19 protein-coding genes, 1 rRNA gene and 1 riboswitch are annotated in these 21,903 nt (G+C 68.7%); of the genes, 5 read left to right on the top strand and 15 right to left on the bottom strand.

What is annotated here, in order from left to right:
• Positions 1-26: 26 nt before the first annotated feature.
• Positions 27-647, bottom strand: a complete 621-nt coding sequence (locus AC07AG_RS37435) for a PadR family transcriptional regulator (protein WP_478761069.1) — start codon at positions 645-647, stop codon at positions 27-29.
• A 283-nt stretch (positions 648-930) separates the two neighbouring features.
• On the opposite strand from AC07AG_RS37435, the gene AC07AG_RS37430 reads away from it, so the two are divergent.
• Entirely contained in the window at positions 931-1,752 is an 822-nt protein-coding gene (locus AC07AG_RS37430) for a PhzF family phenazine biosynthesis protein (RefSeq protein WP_478761067.1), read from the top strand.
• 100 nt (positions 1,753-1,852) lie between these two features.
• On the opposite strand, the gene AC07AG_RS37425 is transcribed toward AC07AG_RS37430, so the two are convergent.
• Positions 1,853-2,653 carry a CPBP family intramembrane glutamic endopeptidase gene (locus tag AC07AG_RS37425; RefSeq protein WP_478761065.1) on the bottom strand — a complete coding sequence of 267 codons (801 nt, stop codon included), beginning with the start codon at positions 2,651-2,653 and terminating at the stop codon, positions 1,853-1,855.
• A 166-nt stretch (positions 2,654-2,819) separates the two neighbouring features.
• On the opposite strand from AC07AG_RS37425, the gene AC07AG_RS37420 reads away from it, so the two are divergent.
• Positions 2,820-4,592 carry a substrate-binding and VWA domain-containing protein gene (locus AC07AG_RS37420; protein WP_478761064.1) on the top strand — a complete coding sequence of 591 codons (1,773 nt, stop codon included), beginning with the start codon at positions 2,820-2,822 and terminating at the stop codon, positions 4,590-4,592.
• Positions 4,593-4,614: 22 nt separating this feature from the next.
• Here the strand turns inward: AC07AG_RS37420 and AC07AG_RS37415 are convergent, their stop codons facing one another.
• Positions 4,615-6,132, bottom strand: a complete 1,518-nt coding sequence (locus AC07AG_RS37415) for a glutamate-cysteine ligase family protein (RefSeq protein ID WP_478761062.1) — start codon at positions 6,130-6,132, stop codon at positions 4,615-4,617.
• Positions 6,133-6,629: 497 nt separating this feature from the next.
• Here AC07AG_RS37415 and AC07AG_RS37410 point away from each other — a divergent pair, with 497 nt between their 5' ends.
• Both AC07AG_RS37410 and AC07AG_RS37405 read left to right on the top strand, forming a co-directional pair.
• Positions 6,630-7,214 carry a hypothetical protein gene (locus AC07AG_RS37410; protein WP_478761061.1) on the top strand — a complete coding sequence of 195 codons (585 nt, stop codon included), beginning with the start codon at positions 6,630-6,632 and terminating at the stop codon, positions 7,212-7,214.
• A 330-nt stretch (positions 7,215-7,544) separates the two neighbouring features.
• Positions 7,545-7,751: a DUF5999 family protein gene (locus AC07AG_RS37405; protein WP_323178639.1), complete on the top strand. Its 207-nt coding sequence runs from the start codon at positions 7,545-7,547 to the stop codon at positions 7,749-7,751.
• 87 nt (positions 7,752-7,838) lie between these two features.
• Here AC07AG_RS37405 and gcvP read toward each other — a convergent pair whose 3' ends face one another.
• On the bottom strand, positions 7,839-10,724 hold the full coding sequence (gene gcvP / locus AC07AG_RS37400; protein ID WP_478761059.1) for an aminomethyl-transferring glycine dehydrogenase: 2,886 nt from the start codon (positions 10,722-10,724) through the stop codon (positions 7,839-7,841).
• Positions 10,725-10,921: 197 nt separating this feature from the next.
• A riboswitch (glycine riboswitch) is annotated at positions 10,922-11,019 on the bottom strand.
• Between the two features lie 143 nt (positions 11,020-11,162).
• Here gcvP and AC07AG_RS37395 point away from each other — a divergent pair.
• Positions 11,163-11,543 carry a PRC-barrel domain-containing protein gene (locus tag AC07AG_RS37395; protein ID WP_478761057.1) on the top strand — a complete coding sequence of 127 codons (381 nt, stop codon included), beginning with the start codon at positions 11,163-11,165 and terminating at the stop codon, positions 11,541-11,543.
• 45 nt (positions 11,544-11,588) lie between these two features.
• Here AC07AG_RS37395 and AC07AG_RS37390 read toward each other — a convergent pair whose 3' ends face one another.
• From AC07AG_RS37390 to rrf, 11 genes are all read right to left on the bottom strand, one after another.
• On the bottom strand, positions 11,589-12,998 hold the full coding sequence (locus AC07AG_RS37390; protein ID WP_478761055.1) for a DNA polymerase IV: 1,410 nt from the start codon (positions 12,996-12,998) through the stop codon (positions 11,589-11,591).
• A gap of 72 nt (positions 12,999-13,070) precedes the next feature.
• A complete protein-coding gene (locus tag AC07AG_RS37385; RefSeq protein WP_478761053.1) occupies positions 13,071-13,694 on the bottom strand; it encodes a MerR family transcriptional regulator in 624 nt (207 codons plus the stop codon).
• Positions 13,695-13,866: 172 nt separating this feature from the next.
• Positions 13,867-14,340, bottom strand: a complete 474-nt coding sequence (locus tag AC07AG_RS37380; RefSeq protein WP_006123076.1) for a bifunctional nuclease family protein — start codon at positions 14,338-14,340, stop codon at positions 13,867-13,869.
• 53 nt (positions 14,341-14,393) lie between these two features.
• Positions 14,394-15,137, bottom strand: a complete 744-nt coding sequence (gene ftsR, locus AC07AG_RS37375; protein WP_478761051.1) for a transcriptional regulator FtsR — start codon at positions 15,135-15,137, stop codon at positions 14,394-14,396.
• A 16-nt stretch (positions 15,138-15,153) separates the two neighbouring features.
• Complete coding sequence (locus AC07AG_RS37370) at positions 15,154-16,131, bottom strand: FHA domain-containing protein (RefSeq protein WP_249593143.1); 978 nt, start codon at positions 16,129-16,131, stop codon at positions 15,154-15,156.
• Positions 16,132-16,213: 82 nt separating this feature from the next.
• A complete protein-coding gene (locus AC07AG_RS37365; RefSeq protein ID WP_478761050.1) occupies positions 16,214-17,095 on the bottom strand; it encodes a DUF881 domain-containing protein in 882 nt (293 codons plus the stop codon).
• A 5-nt stretch (positions 17,096-17,100) separates the two neighbouring features.
• Positions 17,101-17,433, bottom strand: coding sequence for a small basic family protein (locus tag AC07AG_RS37360; RefSeq protein WP_030794354.1), 333 nt, complete (start codon positions 17,431-17,433; stop codon positions 17,101-17,103).
• The gene (locus AC07AG_RS37355) at positions 17,430-18,329 is read right to left on the bottom strand and encodes a DUF881 domain-containing protein (protein WP_478761049.1); all 900 of its coding nucleotides are present in this window, start codon (positions 18,327-18,329) and stop codon (positions 17,430-17,432) included. Before AC07AG_RS37355 ends, AC07AG_RS37360 begins: the two co-directional genes overlap by 4 nt.
• An 89-nt stretch (positions 18,330-18,418) precedes the next feature.
• Positions 18,419-20,914 (bottom strand): sugar phosphate nucleotidyltransferase, encoded by a 2,496-nt coding sequence (locus tag AC07AG_RS37350; protein WP_478761465.1) that lies wholly within the window; start codon positions 20,912-20,914, stop codon positions 18,419-18,421.
• A 113-nt stretch (positions 20,915-21,027) separates the two neighbouring features.
• Positions 21,028-21,636 carry a cardiolipin synthase ClsA gene (clsA, locus tag AC07AG_RS37345; RefSeq protein ID WP_249591227.1) on the bottom strand — a complete coding sequence of 203 codons (609 nt, stop codon included), beginning with the start codon at positions 21,634-21,636 and terminating at the stop codon, positions 21,028-21,030.
• A gap of 173 nt (positions 21,637-21,809) precedes the next feature.
• Positions 21,810-21,903, bottom strand: a 5S ribosomal RNA gene (rrf, locus tag AC07AG_RS37340); the annotation flags it as partial.

The following is a 21,903-nucleotide window of genomic DNA, read 5'->3' as shown; positions in this document are numbered from 1 at the left end:
GTTGGGGGTCGTCGACCCCCACCACCTCAGTCCTCATCGGCGAGGATCAGGTACAGCTTCTTGCGGGCGTCGTTGATGACCGTGAGGGCCTTCTCGCGCTGGTCCTTGCTGCCGGTCTTCCAGACCTGGCCGAACGCCTCCATCAGGCCGAAGCCGGCCTGCCGGATCTCGTTCAGCGTCTCCCAGTCGACCCCGCGCCCGGCCTCTTCCCAAGGCGCGTCGGGACCTTCCTCGGCCGCGGTGACGCCGGCCTCGGTGAGCGAGAAGAGCTTCTTGCCGCCCTCGCTCGCGCTGCTGATCAGGCCCTCGTCCTCCAGGAGCTGGAGGGTCGGGTACACCGAACCGGGGCTGGGCTTCCATGCCCCGCCGCTGCGCTCGGCGATCTCCTGGATCATCTCGTAGCCGTGCATCGGCCGGTCCTTCAGGAGGGCCAGGATCGACGCGCGTACGTCGCCGCGCCGTGCCCTGCCTCGCGGACCGCCCCTGCCGCCTCGTCCGCCCCAGGGGCCACCGGGCCCACCGGGACCGCCGAAGCCGGGCCCAAAGGGACCGAACGCGGCGCGCCGCCCCTCGAAGCCGCCGCGACCCTCGTGTCCGGGGCCGCACTTTCCGCGTCCGTGCTCGTGTTCGTAACCGTGGGAACGCATGGCAATCACTCCTCAGTGTGCTTGATGTTGTATTAGCAGGTGATCTATCGCGCCATCGTTGATCTGTCGCGATGCGTCAACGATATATCGGAACTGTTCGGATGACAAGGCTCCCCGGGAAGGTGGGCAGAGCCGCAGGTCAGGGGGGTTGCGCCGGGGAGAGCGGAGTGCAGAGGGCTGTGCGGCGGGCCGGTCGACTGCACGGCAGCGATACCCGGGGACGGGCCACCAACCCCCGATTGGCCTTGTCCCGCCCTCACATCGGCCCGCTAGCGTCATCGACATGCCGACTTCTCACCGCATCCGCATCGTCGACGCCTTCACCGACCGCCCCTTCGAGGGCAATCCCGCAGGCGTCCTCCTCCTCGACGCCTTCCCCGAGGACGCCTGGCTCCAGAACGTGGCCGCGGAGGTCAACCACGCCGAGACCGCCTTCGCCCACCCCCTCCCCGCGGACGGCGAAGCCGACTGGACTCTGCGGTGGTTCACTCCCGCCACCGAGGTCGACCTCTGCGGCCACGCCACGCTCGCCACCGCCCACGTCCTGCAGGTCACCGGCACCGCCCAAGGCCCCGTACGGTTCGCCACCCGCAGCGGCGTACTGACCACGTCGGCGCGCGCCGACGGCACCGTCACCATGGACTTCCCGACCGCCCCGCTCACCCCGGCCGAGATTCCCGACGGCGCGGCGCAGGCGCTCGGCGCCGAGCCGCTCGCGGTGTTCGACGCCGGAGCGAGCCTCGGCGACCTGCTGGTCGAGCTCGCGGACGAGAAGACGGTGCGCACCCTCACCCCGGACCACAAGGCCCTCGCCCAGTACTCCGAGCGCGGCATCATCGCCACCGCACCCGCCGAAGACCCCACCCGCGGCTACGACTTCGTCTCCCGGTGCTTCTTCCCCAACGTCGGCATCGACGAGGACCCGGTGACCGGCAGCGCGCACACGGCCCTGGCCCCCTTCTGGTCCCAGCGCCTCGGCCGCGCGGAGCTCACCGGCCTGCAGGCCTCGGCCCGCAGCGGCCTCGTCCGCACCGAACTGCGCGGCGACCGCACGCTCCTGACGGGCCGTGCCGTCACCGTCATCGAGGGCGAGCTCCACGCCTGACGCGCTGGACGCACCGGACGCGCCTGGCGTGGGTGTGGGGACGTACGACTGGGTCGTACGTCCCCACACCCACGCCAGGAACCACCCTCCTGCCCGCCGCCTAAGGCGTGGGCAGCCAGCCCACCTTCCCCGCGAGCAGCGCGTATCCGACGAACGCACCGATGTCCAGCAGCGAATGGGCCACCACAAGCGGCCCGACCCTCCCCCATCGCCGGTACAGGAGCACGAAGACCACCCCCATCGCCATGTTCCCGATGAACCCGCCGATGCCCTGGTAGAGGTGGTACGAGCCGCGCAGCACCGAGCTCCCGACCAGCGCGGCCATCGGCGTCCACCCCAACTGCCCGAACCTGCGCAGCAGATAGCCGACGACGATCACTTCCTCGAGCACCGCGTTCTGCACCGCGGACAGCACGAGCACCGGGTACTTCCACCACACGTCGGGCAGGTCCTCCGGCACCACCGTCAGGTTGAACCCGAGCCCCCGCGCCGCCAGGTAGAAGGCGATCCCGGTGCTGCCGATCACCGCCGCGACCGCCGCCCCGCGGCCCAGGTCCGGCCAGGGCCTGCTCCGGTCGAAGCCGATCGTGCGCAGCCCGGCGCCCTCCCTGATCAGGAAGTGCGCGACCAGCGCCACCGGCACCAGCGCCGTCGTGATTCCGAACAATTGCCACGCGAGATCAAGCCATGGCCGCCCCGGAGCGGCCGACGCGTTCATGGTCGCCGCCTGGTCCTTCAGACCACCCGGTTTGGTGACCGATCCGACAAAGCTGATCAGCGCGGACACACCGCTCGCGCCCAGTGAGAGCGCCAGGACGAGCAGTGTCTCGTCCCGGAGGATCCGTCGCGATGGCCCCTCGCCCCGAAAAGAACCGGCCAACGGCCCGGACTCCGCTTGCACTCCGCCTCCAGTTGAGTAATCCCGCCTCATCCCCATCTCCGCCCCGCTAGGGTCTCGAATGTAGTTGCGAAGATCGTGCGCGACAGGCCGAGGGGGACGGACGCCGATTGCGGTCATGCCACCCCCTCTTTCCTTGCTTCATCGCTCAAGGAGGGGCACCACCGCCATGGGACGTCACAGCTTGCCCGATGAGTACGGGACGGACGCACCCGACCCACGGCCACGCACCCGCGGCCGCACGGTGGCCATCGCGACGGCACTCGTCCTGACGGTCGCCGCCGGCACGGCGGTCGCCGTCCGCAGCGACCTGCTCAACTTCGGCGGTTCGTGCAGCGACGACGCGGTGCGCGTGGACGTCGTGGCCGCCCCCGCCATCGCCCCCGCCCTGCGCACGGCCGCCGACGACGCGCGCGAGAAGGAGGTCTCCTCCGACGGATCGTGCATCGACGTGCGGGTCACCGCCCGCGATTCGTACAAGGTCGCCGACCAGCTGCGCACGGGCAAGGGCGATCCCGGCTACGACGTGTGGGTACCGGACTCCGCACTCTGGCTCCAGCGCGTCGGCCTGGGCGGCAAGCAGACCAAGGTGTCGCCCGCGGGGAACATAGCCTCGTCCCCGGTTGGCATGGCCATGGTCCCTTCCGCGGCCGAAGGCCTGGGCTGGCCCGAGAAGACGTACAACTGGCCGGAGTTGACCGGCGCGGCGATGAAGGGCGACAAGCTGCGGCTCGGCGCCGCCGATCCCGCCCGCAGCGCGACCGGCCTGCTGGCGCTCGCCAAGCTGAGCACGTCGGCGAAGAAGTCGGGCGGCAAGGACGGCGACACCCAGGCCGCCGGGATGGCCAAGGCCCTGTCCGCGCGCACGTCCGACAGCGACAGCCAGCTCCTGGACACCCTGGCCCGCGACTCCTCCGGCACGGAGCAGGGCAACCCGCGCCGCAATCAGGCACTGATCCTCTCCGAGCAGGCCGCGTTCGAGCACAACGCCTCGGCGGGCGAGGAGAACAGCCTGGACATGTTCTATCCGAAGGACGGCTCGCCGCGCCTCGACTACCCGTACACGCTGGTCCAGGAGGACGAGCTGTCCACGGACCAGAGCCGGGCCGCCCTGCGCTTCATGACCCTGTTCAGCGACAACGAGGGACGCGCGATCCTGGAGAAACACGGCTTCAGGACCGGCTCCGACGACCCCTCCGAGAAACTCGTCACGGCGGCCGGCGGCCGCACCCCCCAGCCGTACTCCGACGATCCGAGCGAACCTCCCTCCGAGAAGGAGCTCCAGGAGACGCTCGGCATGTGGACGATCACCGTCCAGAGCGCCAGGATCAGCACGGTGGTCGACGTCTCGGACTCCATGGGCGAGTTCGTGCCGGGCCGGGGTCAGACCCGGATGGAGGTCACCAAGTCCTCGCTCCTGCAGGCGCTCGCGGGGTTCACCGACGAGGACGAGATCGGCCTCTGGGAGTTCGCCACGCTCCTGGACGGCAAGCGTGACTACCGCAAGCTCGTGCCGACCGAACGCCTCGGCGACCGCAAGGGCGGCGGCACCCAGCGGGACAAGGTCTCGGAGGCCTTCAACGACCTGGCGCCCATCCCGGGCGGCGCGACCGGCCTGTACGACACCACGCTGGCGGCGTACAAGGAAGCCACGTCCACGTACGCGAAGGGCAAGTTCAACGCGCTCGTGGTGCTCACGGACGGTGCCAACCAGGACCCCGGATCCCTCTCGCGCAGCAACCTCGTCTCGCAGCTGGAGAACCTCTCCGACCCCAAGCGCCCGGTACCGCTCATCGCGATCGCGGTCGGCCCGAACGCGGACAAGGAGGAGGTCGTGCAGATCGCGGAGGCGACCGGCGGATCAGGTCACCAGGTCGACGACCCGGCCCAGATCCACGCGGTCATCCTCAAGGCCATCATGGAGGCGGGCAGCCACGGCTGAGCCCGCCCGCCCCCTGTGTGCCTCAGCTGAGCACCGCCGGTTCGGGCAGCCCCACCGGCCAGGTGTGCACCGGGTCCCCCGCGTGCATCAGCTCGGCATAGCGCCGGGTGGTCGCGGCGAGCGCGTCCTCGCGTTCGAGGCCTGTCTCCAGGGCCTGGTGGTACGTCGCCGCCTGCCAGGACGCCCCGTTCACCCGCCGCCTGCACCGCTCCTCGATGACGCCGAGATAGAAGTCCCGGTCGGCGGGCTCGACTCCCCACGCGTCGAGCCCCGCCGCGGCGAGCGGCAGCAGCTCGTCGCGCACGAGAGCGACCGCGGGCACCTCGACGACCCCTCCGTACCGGCCGCGCCGCGGCCACTGCAGCCGGGCCTCGATGCCGTCGCGGCACGCGGTGTCGAAGTTGGCGGCCGCGGCCTCGAAGGGCAGCCGGGTCCACACGGGCCTCGGCTCCTCCGCCAGGGCGCGTACGACGCCGTAGTAGAAGGCCGCGTTGGCGATGACGTCGGTGACGGTGGGGCCCGCGGGCAGGACGCGGTTCTCCACGCGCAGGTGCGGGACACCGTCGGCGATGCCGTAAACGGGGCGGTTCCAGCGGTACACGGTGCCGTTGTGCAGGACGAGTTCGCCGAGCTGCGGCACCCGGCCGTCGTCGAGCACCTCCAGCGGGTTCTCGTCGTCCATGAGGGGAAGCAGCGCGGGAAAGTAGCGCAGGTTCTCCTCGAAGAGCTCGTACGCGTCGCTGATCCAGCGCTCACCGAACCAGGTCCGCGGTCGCACGCCCTGTGCCTGGAGTTCGGGCGGCCGGGTGTCGGTGGACTGCAGGAACAGCGGTGGCCGCGACTCGCGCCACAGCTCGCGCCCGAACAGGAACGGCGCGTTGGCGCCGACGGCGATCTGCGCGGCGGCGACGGCCTGCGCCGCGTTCCACACGTCGGCGAATCTGCCCGGCGTGACCTGGAGGTGCAACTGCACGGATGTGCACGCCGCTTCGGGCGCGATCGACCCCGACGTGCAGGTCAGCCGCTCCACGCCCTGGATGTCCAGGACGAAGTCCTCGCCGCGCGCGGCCACGATCTGGTCGTTGAGCAGCGCGTAGCGGTCGACGTCGGAGAGGTTTCCCGAGACCAGGTCGTGGTGCGCGAGCGTCGGCAGAATGCCGATCATCACGATGCCCGCGTTCACCTCGTTCGCTTTGCGGTGGGCATAGGCGAGGCCGGTGCGCAGCTCCTCGGCGAGTCGGTCGAGAACGCGTCCGCCCAATCGATGCGGTGCGATATTGACTTCAAGATTGAACATTCCGAGTTCCGTCTGGAAGTCGCGACTCGCGATGCGTTCGAGTACTTCCGCATTCAGCATTCTCGGCATGCCGTCGGGGCCCGCGAGATTCAGCTCTATCTCCACACCCATCAGGTTCTTGGGCCGGTCGAACCGCTCCTCGTCCAACAGCCTCCGCAGCCCCGCGAGACACTGGCTGAGCTTGCTCCGGTACTGGCTCCGCTCAGCCAGGTCAAACGTTCCTGCTACGACCTTCTCCCCCATCGAAGCGTCCCCTCCTCGGATGGGCAGCCAATGATCCGGCCGCTGTGTCTCGGTGGATGATGCCCAGGATGATGCCCTGCAATGTGATCGATAACGCCCCGCACATGCCTCCGGCCCAGTACGCTCGACGCACGATCCGTGCGGCACATTCACCAGGCATGAACGGACGTCGGGGAATCCTCGCACCGCACCCTGGTGAAAAACACCGATGAGAATCGGCCGACCGCTCCCGAGAAGGGTACCGAGGTCAAACGTCCGGGCCCATCCGGAATCGGGATGAAGCCCGCAAAATGGCGACCGGATAACGCCTTGCAGGCAATATCTGGTGCGGTTAGACGAAACAAAGCCTGAACACGTGTCGTATAAACTCCGCGAACGAGGCAGAGAGTTGGCGCTCGCGGTCCCCTGCCCCCGCCCCCTCTGACTTCGGAGCAGACAGCGACGTCCGCACCTGTCCTCGTTCCACCGTGCCTGTCGAATGAGAGAGGCGACCCATCATGCCGCTGCAAGTCCCCCCGGCTCCCGCGCCCGCCCTGCGCAGCGTCCTCGCGGCACTCGGTTCACCCACCGCCGTACGCGAAGCCCGCACCCCGTCCCTGCGCGCCGCACAGGGACCGACGAGCCCCGAACTCCCTTTGCCCGTCCATGTACTTGACCGGATCACCCCGTCGGGCACATCGCCCACCCGGCTCGCCGGGTGGCGCTTCCTGATCCGCTCCGGCGAGCGAGCCGTCGCCGCCGCGGACACGATGCTGACACCTGACGGATGGGCCTTCTCCCACTTCTTCGAGGGCCCCTACATCGCGTCCACCGAGCGCGCCCTGCGCCACGCCGAGGCGATGCCGATGCCCTACCAGCCCCGCCTCTTGTCCGTACCCGAGCTCTACATGCTGACACTTTGGCTGCACGGCGACTGCACGGCGGACGGCGCGGGCGGTCACCTCGCGCCCTCCGACATCCTCGTGCCCCTGGCGCCCGCGCCTCCCGGCATCGCGGCGCACCGCCCGCACCGCGCCGCGGATCTCCTGAAGGTCCTCACCCACCGCATGGCCCCGGCGCCGCTGCTCGGCTCACCCGTCTGACCTCGCCGTACGTTCACGTGCCCCGCCGCCGTTCCCGGCCGCGGGGCTCGGCGCGTCCGGCGCCCGTACAGACGCACGCACGGATGCCCATACGGACTAGCCCGGTATGACCACCCCGAACCACCCGAAGAGACAGTGCAGTTGGGCTGAACCGTCCGGGCGGGTGATACGTCATTAAGCAGTAAGGAGCGCTGCAGCCAAATCCCTGCGGATTGACTGCCGTAGGGCAACACTGGGACCGGACCGACTAAACGGGGGGCGGCCATGAACACCGCATCGAGCCGCAAGGCAGACGTCACAGCCATCACATCGCAGCGAAAGAACCCTTCCATGTGCCAGCACCAACCACCGTGCCCGACCGCCGACTCCGCCGACCGGGAAGCCGCGCTCCTCACGGCGAGCCACCCGGAGCAGGGATGGAGCCTGCTGTGCAACGGCGTCCTGCTCTTCGAGGACACCGGTGAACTGCTGCCGGACGGCCAGATCATCGCTCCGCACCGGCCACTGGGCACGGACGAGATCATGACCGCCGCCTGACGCGGCGACACACGGCACTCAGAACAAAGGGGCCGACCCGGAGCAACAACCTCCGGACCGGCCCCCACGCATGTTCGGGACCCGATATCAGTCCTCGTACGCATCCAGCGGCGGGCAGGAGCAGACCAGATTCCGGTCGCCGTACGCCTGGTCGATGCGGCGCACCGGCGGCCAGTACTTGTCCGCGGCCACGACCCCGGCCGGGAAGACGGCCTCCTCGCGGCTGTAGGCGTGCTCCCACTCACCGCCGAGCGCGGCAGCGGTGTGCGGAGCGTTCCGCAGCGGGTTGTCATCGGCCGGCCACTCGCCGCCGACCTTCTCGATCTCGGCGCGAATGTTGATCATCGCCTCGCAGAACCGGTCGATCTCGACCAGGTCCTCGCTCTCGGTCGGCTCGATCATCAGCGTCCCCGCGACCGGGAACGACATGGTCGGCGCGTGGAAGCCGTAGTCGATGAGCCGCTTGGCGATGTCGTCGACGCTGACGCCGGTCGCCTTGCTCAGCGGGCGCAGATCGATGATGCACTCGTGCGCGACGAGCCCGCCGGGACCGGTGTAGAGCACCGGGAAGTGCGGCTCGAGGCGCTTGGCGATGTAGTTCGCGGAGAGCACGGCGACCTGCGTGGCGCGCTTGAGGCCCTCGCCGCCCATGAGGCGTACGTACGCCCAGGAGATCGGCAGGATTCCCGCGGAGCCCCACGGCGCCGCCGAGATCGGACCGACGCCCGTCTCGGGGCCCGCGGCCGGCTGCAGCGGGTGGTTGGGCAGGTACGGCGCGAGGTGCTCACGCACACCGACCGGACCGACGCCGGGGCCGCCGCCGCCGTGCGGGATGCAGAAGGTCTTGTGCAGGTTCAGGTGCGAGACGTCGCCGCCGAACTTGCCGGGCTGGGCGAGGCCCACGAGGGCGTTGAGGTTCGCCCCGTCGACGTAGACCTGGCCGCCCGCCTCGTGCACCTGGGCGCAGATGTCAGCGACGTGCTCCTCGAACACGCCGTGCGTGGACGGGTAGGTGATCATGAGCACGGACAGCTCGTCGCGGTGCTTCTCGATCTTGGCGCGCAGGTCCTCGACGTCGATCTCGCCGTCGTCGCTGGTCTTCACGACCACGACCTTCATGCCGGCCATCACGGCGCTCGCGGCGTTCGTGCCGTGCGCGGAGGACGGGATGAGGCAGACGGTGCGCTGCTCGTCGCCGTTGGCGCGGTGGTAGCCGCGCACGGCGAGCAGTCCGGCCAGCTCGCCCTGCGAACCGGCGTTGGGCTGCAGCGAGACCTTGTCGTAGCCGGTGACCTCGGCGAGCCGCTCCTCCAGCTCACGGATGAGCGTCAGATAGCCCTGCGCCTGCTGGGCGGGCGCGAAGGGGTGCAGCTGCCCGAACTCGGGCCAGGTAACCGGCTCCATCTCCGTGGTCGCGTTGAGCTTCATGGTGCAGGAGCCCAGCGGGATCATGCCGCGGTCGAGCGCGTAGTCGCGGTCGGCCAGCTTGCGCAGGTAGCGCAGCATGGCCGTCTCGGAGCGGTACTGGTGGAAGACGGGGTGCGTCAGGTAGTCGTCGGAGCGCAGCAGGCCGCCGGGCAGCGAGTCCTCGGTCCGCGCGTCGAGCGTCTCGATGTCGGCCTCGACCCCGAACGCGGTCCAGATCGCGGTCAACTGCTTGCGCGTGGTGGTCTCGTCACAGGCCAGGGAGACGTGGTCGGCGTCGATCTGGTGGATGTTGACGCCGCCCTCGCGGGCCGCGGAGACAAGCTCCTCGGCCTTGCCGGGCACCCGCACGGTCAGGGTGTCGAAGTACGCGCCGTGCACGACCTCGACCCCGCCGGCGGTGAGCCCCGCGGCGAGCACGGTGGCGTAGCGGTGGGTGCGCCGCGCGATCGCCTTGAGTCCTTCGGGCCCGTGGTAGACCGCGTACATTCCGGCCATCACGGCGAGCAGCACCTGAGCGGTACAGATGTTGCTGGTGGCCTTCTCGCGGCGGATGTGCTGCTCACGGGTCTGCAGCGCGAGCCGGTAGGCCTTGTTGCCGTCCGCGTCCACGGAGACTCCGACGAGCCGCCCCGGCAGGCTGCGCGCGAACTTCTCGCGCACCGCCATGTAGCCGGCGTGCGGGCCGCCGAAGCCCATCGGGACGCCGAAGCGCTGCGTGGTGCCGACGGCGATGTCGGCGCCCAGCTCGCCGGGCGAGGTGAGCAGTGTCAGGGCCAGCAGGTCGGCTGCGACGGAGACGACGGCACCGAGCTCGTGCGCCTGCTCGATGAGGGGCTTTATCTCGCGTACGGCACCGGAGGCGCCGGGGTACTGGATCAGTACGCCGACGACACCGCGCTCGGCGACCTCGGCCGGGATGCCTTCGCTCAGATCGGCGACGACGACCTCGACACCGGTCGGCTCGGCGCGGGTCTGGATGACGGCGATGGTCTGCGGCAGCGCGTCGGCGTCGACGAGGAAGACACCGTTCTTGACCTTGCCCATGCGCCGCGACAGGGCCATGGCCTCGGCGGCGGCGGTCCCCTCGTCGAGCAGCGAGGCACCGGAGGTCGGAAGCCCGGTCAGCTCGGCGACGACGGTCTGGAAGTTGAGGAGCGCCTCGAGCCGTCCCTGGGAGATCTCGGGCTGGTACGGCGTGTAAGCGGTGTACCACGCCGGGTTCTCCATGACGTTCCGCAGGATCACGGGCGGAGTGAAGGTCCCGTAGTAACCGAGCCCGATCATGGAATCAAGCACCTGGTTGCGGTCCGCGAGGGAGCGCAGCTCGGCCAGGACCTCGGCCTCGGTGCGCGCTCCGGGCAGGTTCAGCGCCTCGGCGTTCTTGATCACATCCGGCACGGCGGCGGCGGTCAGCTCGTCGAGCGAGCCGTATCCGACCTGCGCGAGCATCTTGGCCCGTGCTTCCACATCGGGGCCGATGTGCCGCTGCTCGAAGGGAATGCCCTGCTCGAGCTGTGAGAGCGGGATACGAGGGGTGGCGGTCATTGCGGAGGCCTCCTGGTCTGACGCGACCTGCGAGGGGCACCACGGCGCGGGTACCCGGACGGCCTCCCCCTCTGTCATCTCAACCTGAGAGCTTCACCGGCCCGTGCCTCGCGAGAGACGTCGTACCGGCTTTCACCGTCGGTGAGGAAGGGTTTCGAGCGTGCCCGCCCGACGCCCGCCCTACTTTCCAGAGTGACCTCGTCCGTGCGGTACAGGGGCCTGAGAGATTCCGGGGAGGAGTTGCTCCTTCGGCGCCCCCGGTGTCTCCACCGGGGAGCTCTCCCGCACGGGGTCAGCAGCCAAGCGCCAGCCTACCAGCGAGGAGATGGAGGATCCCTCGAGTGGCCGCCTGCCCCGAAGTGCTCTTTCGTAGTGATTACGAACGAACAAGGATGAGTTACGCCCCACTTCGACAAGCCTCGACCAGTTGGAGGGCCCGTGCAGACCGACATCGATCCGCGCAACCTGATCGGCCGCAAGGCGTTCGACCGGAACGGGGCCAAGATCGGCACGATCGACGAGGTCTATCTCGACGACGCCACCGGCGCCCCGGAGTGGGCGGCCATACGCACCGGCCTGTTCAGCAGGGACGCGTTCGTCCCCCTTGAGCCCAGCGAGCTCACGAGCGACGGCACCCTGCGCATCCCCTTCGAGCGCTCCCTGATCAAGGACGCCCCCGATTTCGGCGTGGGCCGCCACCTCTCCCCCGAACAGGAACTGCAGCTCTACCACCACTACGGCCTGGACATCACACCCCCGCAGTCACCACTGCCACCGGACCAGGACTTCGGCAAGATCGCGGGGCAGGAGGGCATCTGACGCCCGCCGAGCGCTCCGGCGACCACACCGGCAGCCGCTCGGACCTCACTGCGACTCCAGCGCCTCGGGAGAGGCCACCAACGGCATGGGCTCAGTGGGCTCGAGCGCCGGATCATCCGTACGGAACGTCCGCACCCGCCCCGGGGCCACCGAATCCGGTGTCTCGAAGCGCACCGTGACCCGCCCCAGGCCGCTGCCCTGCACCCACCCGTACCCGTACTCGGCATGCCGCACGTCGTGCCCGGCGGCCCACCGCCGCTCGGCCGGAGCGACCGGCTCCTCCGCCGCCTCGACGGCGGGTTCCTCCGCGGTCTCCGCGGCCCGCTCCTCCTCGGCCTCGCGCTGCGCCTCCAGGGCCTCCGCGGCTTCGGTCCGCGCCTGCTCCTGGGCCTGGGCGAAGAGATCCTCCTGCGTGTAGTCGGCAAGCCCCGTGACGCCCACTCCAAGGAGCCGCACGCCCCCGGTGGTGTCCACGGACTCAAGGAGCCGCGCGGCGGCCTCCCGCACCACCCCAGGGTCGTCCGTCGGCCCACGCAGCGTCTCGGAGCGCGTCAGGGTCGAGAAGTCGAAGCGCCGCACCTTCAGGACGATGGTCCGCCCCGAGTGCCCTGCCGCCCGCAGCCGCTCCACACAGCGGTCGGCGAGCCGCGCCACCTCGCCCCTGACCCGTACCCGGTCGTGGATGTCCACGTCGTACGTATCCTCGACGCTGACCGACTTGGACTCCCGCTCCGCCACCACGGGCCGCTCGTCCCGCGCCAGCGCCATCGCGTACAGCGCGCTCCCGTGCGACTTCCCGAGGAGCCGGACGAGCTCGTCCTCGCCCGCCTCGGCGATCTCCCCGACCGTCATGATCCCGCCCCGCCGCAGATGGTCCCCGGTGGCAGGACCGACACCGGGCAGGGTCCGCACCGGCATCGGCGCCAGCAGGTCCCGCTCGGTCCCCGGCACTATCAGGCGCAGACCGTCCGGCTTGGCCTCCTCCGAGGCGATCTTCGCCAGCATCTTGCAGGCTGCGAGCCCGACCGAGCCCGCGAGCCCCGTCACCGCCTTGATGTCCGCGCGCAACCGCTCGCCCACGGCCAGGGCCGACGCCTGGTCGTCGGCCACACCGCCGGCCTCCAGGTCGACGAACGCCTCGTCCAGGCTGAGCGGCTCCACCAGCGGCGACAGCTCCCGCAGCAGCGCCATCACCTGGTCGCTGATGTCGCGGTAGAGCGCGAAGCGCGGCACCAGATAGGCGGCATTGGGCGCCAGGCGCCGCGCCTGCCCCATGGGCATCGCCGAGTGCACACCGAACTTCCGCGCTTCGTACGAGGCGGTGGCCACCACACCCCGGGGTCCGAGCCCGCCCACCACCACGGCTTTCCCGCGCAGACTCGGCTTCGCGGCCTGCTCGGCAGACGCGTAGAAGGCATCCATGTCGAGATGCAGAATCGTGGGCGCGGTTCTCACACCTCTGATGCTGCCCTACGCCACTGACAACGCACCGAGATCGCCACCCCCGCACCGAAGGCGTCGGCTGCCTCAGACGGCCCTGTTGCGCCGCCTCGCGAGCTCGTCGGCGGGGTTCTGCCGCACCAGCGTCTCCCCGGTGTCGATCCGCTCCCCGTGCAGCTGGGAGAGCGCCGCATCCACGTCCCGCCACACGACACCCACGGCGATCCCGAAGACGCCCTGGCCGCCTTGGAGCAGCTCGTGGACCTCGTCGGGCGACGTGCACTCGTAGACCGTCGCGCCGTCGCACATGAGCGTCATCCGCTCCAGATCCTGGAAGCCGCGGTCGCGCAGATGCTGGACCGTGGTCCGGATGTTCTGCAGGGACACACCCGTGTCGAGGAACCGCTTCACGATCTTCAGGACGACGACGTCCCGGAAGCTGTAGAGCCGCTGGGTCCCCGACCCGCCGGCGGACCGCACGCTGGGCTCGACGAGGCCCGTACGGGCCCAGTAGTCGAGCTGTCGGTAGGTGATGCCGGCGGCCGCGCACGCGGTCGGCCCCCGGTAACCGATCTGATCCTGTTCGGACTGTCCGGACGTGGCGTCCCCGCTCCCCTGAACCGCCATCGGCCTCTTCGGAGAGTGACCGGCCGCGCTGCTGGTGAGCGGATACGGACCGCCCATCGCCGTACCGTCGCCGCTGCTTCTCACGCCGACCTCCGTCCTTGACCTGCCTGCACGACGGTAGGCAGTCACCAGGGGCTCGTCAACGATCGCCACACTCGGCACGCCGAGTGATAATCACCCTAAGAGTGGTTTGCCGTATCGCACGATCGGGAAAGGCTGGCCGAATGGTCCGCCGGGCCCCTTCGGGAGCGACGGACTACTGGCTGTTGGTACCGAAATCCTCGGGCGAGATCTGGTCGAGGAACTCGCGGAACTTCTCCACCTCGTCCTCCTGCTCGTCCGGGATGGCGATGCCCGCGTCGTCAAGGACACCGTCGCTGCCGTAGATCGGCGTTCCGGTGCGCAGAGCGAGCGCTATGGCATCGGACGGCCGGGCGCTCACCTCGACTCCGCTGGCGAATACCAGTTCGGCGTAGAAGACCCCTTCTCGGAGGTCCGTGATGCGCACCTCGGTGAGCTCCTGTCCCACCGCCTCCAGCACGTCCTTGAACAGGTCGTGGGTCAGCGGCCGTGCGGGCGCCATCCCCTGCTGTGCGAAGGCGATCGCGGTCGCCTCACCTGGTCCGATCCAGATGGGGAGGTAACGATCGCCTCCCACTTCACGCAGGAGCACGATCGGTTGGTTGGAGGGCATTTCCACCCGGACACCTACGACGTCGAGCTCGTTCACACAGCAACCCTAGGACGTGCCCGGCCGGTTTGGGTAGTCGGGCACCCCTTGAGTCAGGGCAACCGCACCCCGAGCGCACTCTGCACCAGTGCAGAATGCAGCTTTCCTGTCAGCCCCGCGAGTTCCTTCGTACGGGCTTCCGCATGGGCTCTGGTCTGCGGATTACGGTGCCTGCGCAGCGGCGCCACGACCTGGTCGACGAGACCCGCCTCGCGTTCCGCCGCCGCCTTCATGGCCCGCAGATGTCTGGGTTCGATGCCGAACCGCCCAAGTTCGACGACGAGCGCGGCCACCGTGACGGCCTCCGCGTCGTAACCGCCGTCCGGCAAGGGCACGATGAGCCCGTACGTCTCCCAGTCCGCGAGCTGCTCCGCTTCGATCTCGGCGGCGGCAAGGAGCTCGGCACGGCCCACCCGGGCAGCGGTGGGCTCATCGGCGTCACTCACGCCCCAGGCGTCACCCGGCTCGCGTGGCTGCCCCAGGGAGGGCAGAGGGGCCCGTTCTCCGCGCTCCAGGGCGTCCAGGTGCTCCCGGATGACCTTGAGCGGCAGATAGTGGTCCCGCTGCATCCGCAGGACGTGACCGAGCCGCTCGACGTCTTCCGGGCTGAACTTTCGATAGCCGGACGGCGTGCGCTCCGGCTCGATGAGCCCTTCCGACTCCAGGAAGCGGATCTTGGAGATCGTGACCTCGGGAAACTCGTCACGCAGCGCGTTCAACACGGCGCCGATGCTCATCAGCCGACGGTCCTCGGCGGCGGTGCCGTTCCCGGCACCGCCCCTCGGTGTTTGAAGCATGGACCTTCCTGACAGGTCAGATACCGATGCCCCGCTGGCTCGCGTAGAAGACCAGCCGGTACTTGCCGATCTGCACCTCGTCGCCGTTCGACAGCGCGACCGAGTCGATGCGCTCCCGATTGACGTACGTGCCGTTGAGGCTGCCCACGTCGGCGACGGTGAAGGAACCGTCCCCGAGACGACGGAACTCCACGTGGCGGCGCGACACGGTCACGTCGTCCAGGAAGATGTCGCTCTGCGGGTGACGCCCCGCCGTGGTCAGCTCGCCGTCCAGGAGGAAGCGGCTGCCCGAGTTCGGACCCCGGCGCACCACGAGGAGCGCGGAGCCGAGCGGCAGTGCGTCAACGGCGGCCTGGGCCTCCGGCGAGAGGGCTGGCGAGGCGGTCTGCCCCGTCACCTCGGCGTCGTAGGCCTCCAGGCCCGAGATGGAGATGGTGGAGGTCGTCTCGGAGGGACGCTCCGGCGCGGCCCCGGCCCGCAGCGGCGCGCCGCAGTTGGAGCAGAACCGGCTCGCCTCGGCGTTACGGTTCCCGCACCTCGTACACACCAGGGCCATGGACGGATCCTCCTGCCGCGGCTGCCCCGCGGGGGCATTCGATGCGTACGGATCGGGGGTAAACCCTCCACCCGTACTTGAGGTTGACGGTTCTCCGAAACCTATGCGGCCCGGACCGGCAGGGTCAACAGACGACGCGCCCTGCGCGCCCGAAATGTCACCGCCTGGCCCACCGACCTGGTCACGGAACATCGGGCGCTCGGCGCCCTGCCCCTCGGACCCCTCGGCATCTCCATGGCGCGGGGCACGGTGCCGGGCAGTGGCGGGATTGCCGCTGTCCTCACGTGCGCTCTTGCCGAACAACTTCGCAAACAACTTCACGGGCGATTCCCCTTGACCGAAACAGACCCGCCCGTGGGGCAGGACGAACCCTGATTGCACACACCGGCGTACATCGGCAGCGCAGACATCCTCACAACGTCCGCATCCGCCAAACAGTTTCCACCACGCACCACGCTTACGGTGCGCCGACCCCCCGCAACCTCATGCCCTCGACCGGCGGCCCCCATGCACCCCCGCCTCACTGGGACGACGACCGAGCGTAGTCAGGCCGCTTCGCCGCTCGCAAGGCGTCCACCACGATCTTCTCCGCTCGCGTCACGGTGACGGTGGCCTGCTCCTTCTCCAGAGTCTGCACCACGCCACCTGGGATGTTCAGTGCCGGCTCGAGGTCCTGCGGCTTGCCGATCACCTTGAACCGGTAGGGCTTGCCGATCTTGCGGCCGTCCACCCGGACACCACCACTGTCCGTATCCGACAGATAGGTGTTGGCCACTACGCGTACGTCATTGATCTGGATGGCCTCGGCACCCGCGGCGCGCAGCTCCTGAATGGCGTCGAGCAGCATGTCCGCCTCAACCGAACCCTTCTTGTCATCGATGGTCAGCGTGATGCCAGGACCCTGCGCGGCGACGGTGCCCGCCAGAATGCCGAGTTGACGTTCTTTCTCGACCGTCTGCTTGCGGGCCTCCTCGGCCTGGTCCGAGCTGTTCTCGAGCCCGGTGCGCTGGTCCTCGAGACGCTGCTTCTCACTTTCCAGACGCTCTGTACGGTCATCCAGTTCATCGAGGATGCGTACGAGATCTTCCTGACGTGCGCCACGGAGCGCGCTGCTGTCGTTGTTGGAGCGCACCTGGATGGCGAGACCGAGCCCCAGCACGAACAGCAGCAGGGCGACGATGAGTTGGGGGCGCGTGACGCGAGGCGGCCACAGCCCCTCCGCGAGCCGCTGACGGCCGCTGAGCGACGCCTGCTCGTCCTGTCGCTCGTCGTGCTGTTCGTCGGGCTCGGGCGCCGCGCCCTGCACGGGCTGCACCGGCTCGGTGCCGTGCACCTCGGCGGGAAGCTCCTTGCCCCGGTTGTTGCCCCGGTTCTCGCCCCCGTGCGTCTCGTCCGTACCCATTCGCGTCACGCCCTGAAGATGTGTCGGCGGATGGCGGCGGCGTTCGAGAAGATCCGGATGCCGAGCACCACCACGACACCGGTGGAGAGCTGCGCGCCCACGCCCAACTTGTCGCCCAGGAACACGATCAGGGCGGCCACGACCACGTTCGAGAGGAACGACACCACGAAGACCTTGTCGTCGAAGATCCCGTCGAGCATCGCGCGCAGGCCTCCGAACACCGCGTCCAGTGCCGCCACCACGGCGATCGGAAGGTACGGCTCGACCACGGCCGGAACCTCGGGCCGGACCAACAATCCGGCCACGACTCCCACGACGAGGCCCAGTACGGCGATCACGATGTGCCCTTTCCTGCCTTCGGCTCTGCTGTACGTACGGTCACACTCGGTGCTGCCGGCAGCAGGACGTCTTCCTGGACGGAAATGCTGGTCCGTACGCCGAAGTTCTCCTGCAGAGCATGCAGATACTGACCGTCGCGACTGTTCTGGAATCTCGTGCTCAAGCGCTGCCCGTCACCCACGGCAAGCACCGTATACGGCGGCACCAGCGGCTTGTTGTCGACCAGTATCGCGTCACCCGCGGCCCTGATCGCCGACAGGGCCGTCAGCCGCTGGTCGTTGATGGCGATCGCCTCCGCGCCGGACTGCCACAGGCCGTTGACGACCCGCTGCATGTCACGGTCGCGCACCCGTCCGGTGTCGGAGAACCCCGCGCTCTCCCGCGGCCCGCCCCCGCCCTGGTCGGCTTCCTTGGCGTCGTCCACCACAAGCTTCACACCGCGCCCATGGACCTTGGTCGCACCGGAGAGCAGGGACACCAACTCGCCCTGGCTGCCCCCGTGTTTCCTCAGTGCCTCGCGCTGCCGTTCGCCCACGTCGTCGCGGAGCGTCTCGACGTCCCCTTCGAGCTCGTCGGCGTCCGAGGTCGCCGACTCGATGCGGTCGATGAGCTCCGCGCGCTCCTTGGCGACGACCGGAGCCGCTATCCGCGCCTGCGCGGCTCCCACCGTCACGACAAGCGCCGCGAGGACGAGTCCCAGTGCGAGGCCGAGCTTCGCCCGCAGCGGACGCGGCACACCACCAGCGCCTTTGGCCTTCTTGCGGGCCGCCGCCTCCGCGTAACCCTCGTCCAGACTGTGGTCCATGACCGTGGTCAGCAGCGACATGGACGCGTCCGGGCGCCGGGGGCGCGAGGGGGTGCTCCGAACGGGGGGCTGCTGCGGCATGCCGCACATCGTCGCACGTCGCGGGCGTTACCTCCGAATGGCCCCACCGGCGTGCCGGACGGCACCTCTCACGGGTGCCGTCCGGCTCACGCCACCGGTCAGCGACCGGCGCTGTCCACCACGGTGGACCACTCGTCGAGCAACGCCTGGGCGGAGGCGTCGTCGGGCCCCTCGGCCCACAGATGAGTGACGGCTTCAGCGGGATCCGGCAGCACCAGCACCCACCGGCCATCGGTCTCCACGACCCGGACGCCGTCGGTCGTGTCGACCGACCGCTCCCCCGCCGCCTCGACCACGGTCCGCATCACGAGCCCCTTGACCGCCCACGGCGTCGCGAGGTCACGCTTCAGCACATGGGCGCGCGGGATACGCGCATCGATCTGGCTCAGCGTGAGCTGCGTCCGCGCCACGAGACCGATGAGCCGCACAAAGGCGGCCGTACCGTCGAAGACGCTGCTGAACTCCGGGATGATGAATCCACCCCGGCCGTCTCCACCGAAGATCGTCGACTCATCGCGCCCCACGCGCGTCAGATCGTCGGGCGACGTCGTCGTCCAGTCGACCTGGGTCCCGTGGTACGCGGCCACCTGCTCGCCGATGCGCGTCGTCGTCACCGGCAGTGCGACCCGCCCACTGCGGCGTTCCGCGGCGACCAGATCGAGCATGACGAGAAGTGCGCGGTCGTCCTCGATGATCCGCCCCTTCTCGTCGACGAGCGAAAGCCGCTCGCCCACCGGGTCGAACCGCACACCGAAGTCGGCACGCGACGAGGCCACGATCTCGCCCAGCCGCACAAGTCCCGACCTGCGCGCTTCACGGGTCTCGGTCGGACGCGACTCGTCGAGACCCGGGTTGACGGTCAGCGCGTCGACACCCAGCCGCCCGAGGAGGCTCGGCAGCACGAGGCCCGCACTGCCGTTGGAGGCGTCGACGACCACCTTCAGGTCGGACTCGGCCACGCCTGTCGTGTCGACATTGCGCAGCAGCGAACCGGTGTAGGAGTCGAAGACGCTGGACGGGAAGTGCAGGTCCCCGATCTCCCCGGGAAAGGCCCGCCGGTACTCCTGGCGCGCGTACACCCGGTCCAGCTTCCGCTGGCTCCCCTGCGACAGGTCTGCCCCGCGCGCATCGAAGAACATGATGTCGACGGAGTCCGGAACCCCTGGTGTCGTCCGGATCATGATCCCGCCGGCACTGCCCCGAGCCGTCTGCTGCCGCGCCACCGGCAGCGGTACGTTCTCCAGGTCTCGTACGTCGATGGCGCTGGCCTGCAAAGCCGAGATCACCGCTCGCTTCAGCGCCCGGGCGCCTCGCGAATGGTCACGGGCCGTGGTGACGGTCGAGCCCTTCTTGAGGGTCGTGGCGTACGCCCCAGCAAGCCGCACCGCGAGCTCCGGCGTGATCTCCACATTCAAGATCCCGGAGACCCCGCGCGCACCGAAGAGATGCGCCTGGCCCCGGGACTCCCAGATGACGGAGGTGTTGACGAACGCGCCGGCCTCGATCGTCTTGAACGGGTAGACCCGGACATTGCCCTGGATAATCGATTCCTCACCGACGAGGCACTCATCGCCGATGACGGCACCGTCCTCGATGCGGGCGGCCCGCATGATGTCGGTGTTCCTGCCGATGACACAGCCTCGCAGGTTGCTGTGCTGGCCGATGTAGACGTTGTCGTGCACGACGGCCCTGTGCAGGAACGCGCCGGTCTTGACCACCACGTTCGAGCCCACCACGGTGTGCTCACGAATCTCGGCGTCGGCCTCGACCTTCGCGTAGTCGCCGATGTAGAGCGGCCCACGCAGCGTGGCGTCCGGGTGCACCTCGGCCCCTTCGGCGACCCACACACCGGGCGAGATCTCGAAGCCGTCGAGCTCGACGTCGACCTTGCGCTCCAGCACGTCGGCCTGAGCCTTGACGTAACTCTCGTGCGTGCCGACGTCCTCCCAGTAGCCCTCGGCGATGTACCCGTAGACGGGCTTGCCTTCCTTCATGAGCTGGGGGAAGACGTCGCCGGACCAGTCCACCGACACGTCGGCGTCGACGTAGTCGAAGACCTCGGGCTCCATCACGTAGATGCCCGTGTTCACCGTGTCGGAGAAGACTTGCCCCCAGGTCGGCTTCTCGAGGAAGCGCTCGACCTTTCCTTCTTCGTCCACGATGGTGATGCCGAATTCCAGCGGATTGGGAACGCGCGTCAAGCAGACGGTGACGAGCGCGCCCTTCTCCTTGTGGAAGTTGATGAGCTCGGTGAGGTCGAAATCGGTCAGAGCATCACCGGAGATCACGAGGAAAGCATCATCCTTCAGTGCTTCCTCGGCGTTCTTCACACTCCCGGCAGTGCCGAGTGGCTTCTCCTCATTGGCATAGGTGAGCTCCATTCCGAGCTCTTCACCATCGCCGAAGTAATTCTTGACCAGGGAAGCCAAGAACTGGACTGTTACTACGGTCTCGGTGAGCCCATGCTTCTTGAGCAGCCGAAGCACGTGCTCCATGATGGGCCTGTTGGCCACAGGCAGGAGCGGCTTGGGCATGCTCGAGGTCATAGGGCGAAGGCGCGTGCCTTCGCCTCCGGCCATTACGACGGCCTTCATGTCGGAAGCGTCCTCCTCAATAGACGACGATCTAGCCGACTTAGCCCGCCAAAATAGACCCGTAAATGTCACTTACGGGACTGCAAGCCTCTACAGCTGCCAAATCGGCAAGCTCAATCGGCCGTGGCGTCCGCACGGACAAGTCGGCGGACCTGAACCACGTAGAGGATCCCTGCCCACCAGTACAGAGTTGTACCCCATCCTGCGAACGCCCATCCGAAAATAGCAGCGAGAGTGCTGATCCAGCCACTTCCGTCACTGAGGAGCAGTAGTGGAAAGGCGTACATCAGGTTGAAGGTGGCGGCCTTGCCCAGGAAGTTCACCTGAGGCGGCGGATAGCCGTGACGCCTGAGGATCCCGACCATCACCAGCAGAACCAGCTCGCGCAGGAGCAGCACCGCGGTCAGCCACAGCGGAAGAATCTCCCGCCACGTGAGCCCGAGCAATGTCGACAAAATATAGAGCCGGTCGGCCGCAGGGTCGAGCAACCGCCCAAGGTTGCTGATCTGATTCCAGCGCCGGGCCAGCTTGCCGTCGAGATAGTCACTGATGCCGCTCAGCATCAGCACCAGCAGCGCCCAGTGGTCACTCTTGGGCCCGCCGAACTCCGGCCTGAGGATCAACCACAGGAAGAGGGGTACGCCGAGGAGACGCGCCATGCTGAGGATGTTCGGGATGGTGAGGACTCGGTCCGTCTGGACGCGAGTCTCCTGGACCTCCACCCGGGGGCCTCCTGTGGGAAACGAGCCGATGATGCCCCCTGACCTTACCCTCAGTTGTCAGCCGGCGGTGCAGAGGGGTGGTCAAGGCCCAGAAAGACCCCGGAAAAGGTCCAGAAACACAAAAAGCCGTGGTCCCTGGACAATAAAGTCCAGGGACCACGGCGATAAATTGAGTTCGGCGGCGTCCTACTCTCCCACAGGGTCCCCCCTGCAGTACCATCGGCGCTGTGAGGCTTAGCTTCCGGGTTCGGAATGTAACCGGGCGTT

Source organism: Streptomyces sp. NPDC044044 (genome assembly GCF_056434405.1).
This window is presented reverse-complemented; position numbering and strand designations above follow the sequence as displayed.

What these genes read in the sequence shown, in the direction of transcription:
- AC07AG_RS37435 (WP_478761069.1), bottom strand. Translation starts at nt 647, where the DNA reads ATGCGTTCCCACGGTTACGAACACGAGCACGGACGCGGAAAGTGCGGC.
- AC07AG_RS37430 (WP_478761067.1), top strand. Translation starts at nt 931, where the DNA reads ATGCCGACTTCTCACCGCATCCGCATCGTCGACGCCTTCACCGACCGC.
- AC07AG_RS37420 (WP_478761064.1), top strand. Translation starts at nt 2,820, where the DNA reads ATGGGACGTCACAGCTTGCCCGATGAGTACGGGACGGACGCACCCGAC.
- AC07AG_RS37415 (WP_478761062.1), bottom strand. Translation starts at nt 6,132, where the DNA reads ATGGGGGAGAAGGTCGTAGCAGGAACGTTTGACCTGGCTGAGCGGAGC.
- AC07AG_RS37410 (WP_478761061.1), top strand. Translation starts at nt 6,630, where the DNA reads ATGCCGCTGCAAGTCCCCCCGGCTCCCGCGCCCGCCCTGCGCAGCGTC.
- AC07AG_RS37405 (WP_323178639.1), top strand. Translation starts at nt 7,545, where the DNA reads ATGTGCCAGCACCAACCACCGTGCCCGACCGCCGACTCCGCCGACCGG.
- gcvP (WP_478761059.1), bottom strand. Translation starts at nt 10,724, where the DNA reads ATGACCGCCACCCCTCGTATCCCGCTCTCACAGCTCGAGCAGGGCATT.
- ftsR (WP_478761051.1), bottom strand. Translation starts at nt 15,137, where the DNA reads ATGCTTCAAACACCGAGGGGCGGTGCCGGGAACGGCACCGCCGCCGAG.
- AC07AG_RS37365 (WP_478761050.1), bottom strand. Translation starts at nt 17,095, where the DNA reads ATGGGTACGGACGAGACGCACGGGGGCGAGAACCGGGGCAACAACCGG.
- AC07AG_RS37355 (WP_478761049.1), bottom strand. Translation starts at nt 18,329, where the DNA reads ATGTGCGGCATGCCGCAGCAGCCCCCCGTTCGGAGCACCCCCTCGCGC.
- AC07AG_RS37350 (WP_478761465.1), bottom strand. Translation starts at nt 20,914, where the DNA reads ATGAAGGCCGTCGTAATGGCCGGAGGCGAAGGCACGCGCCTTCGCCCT.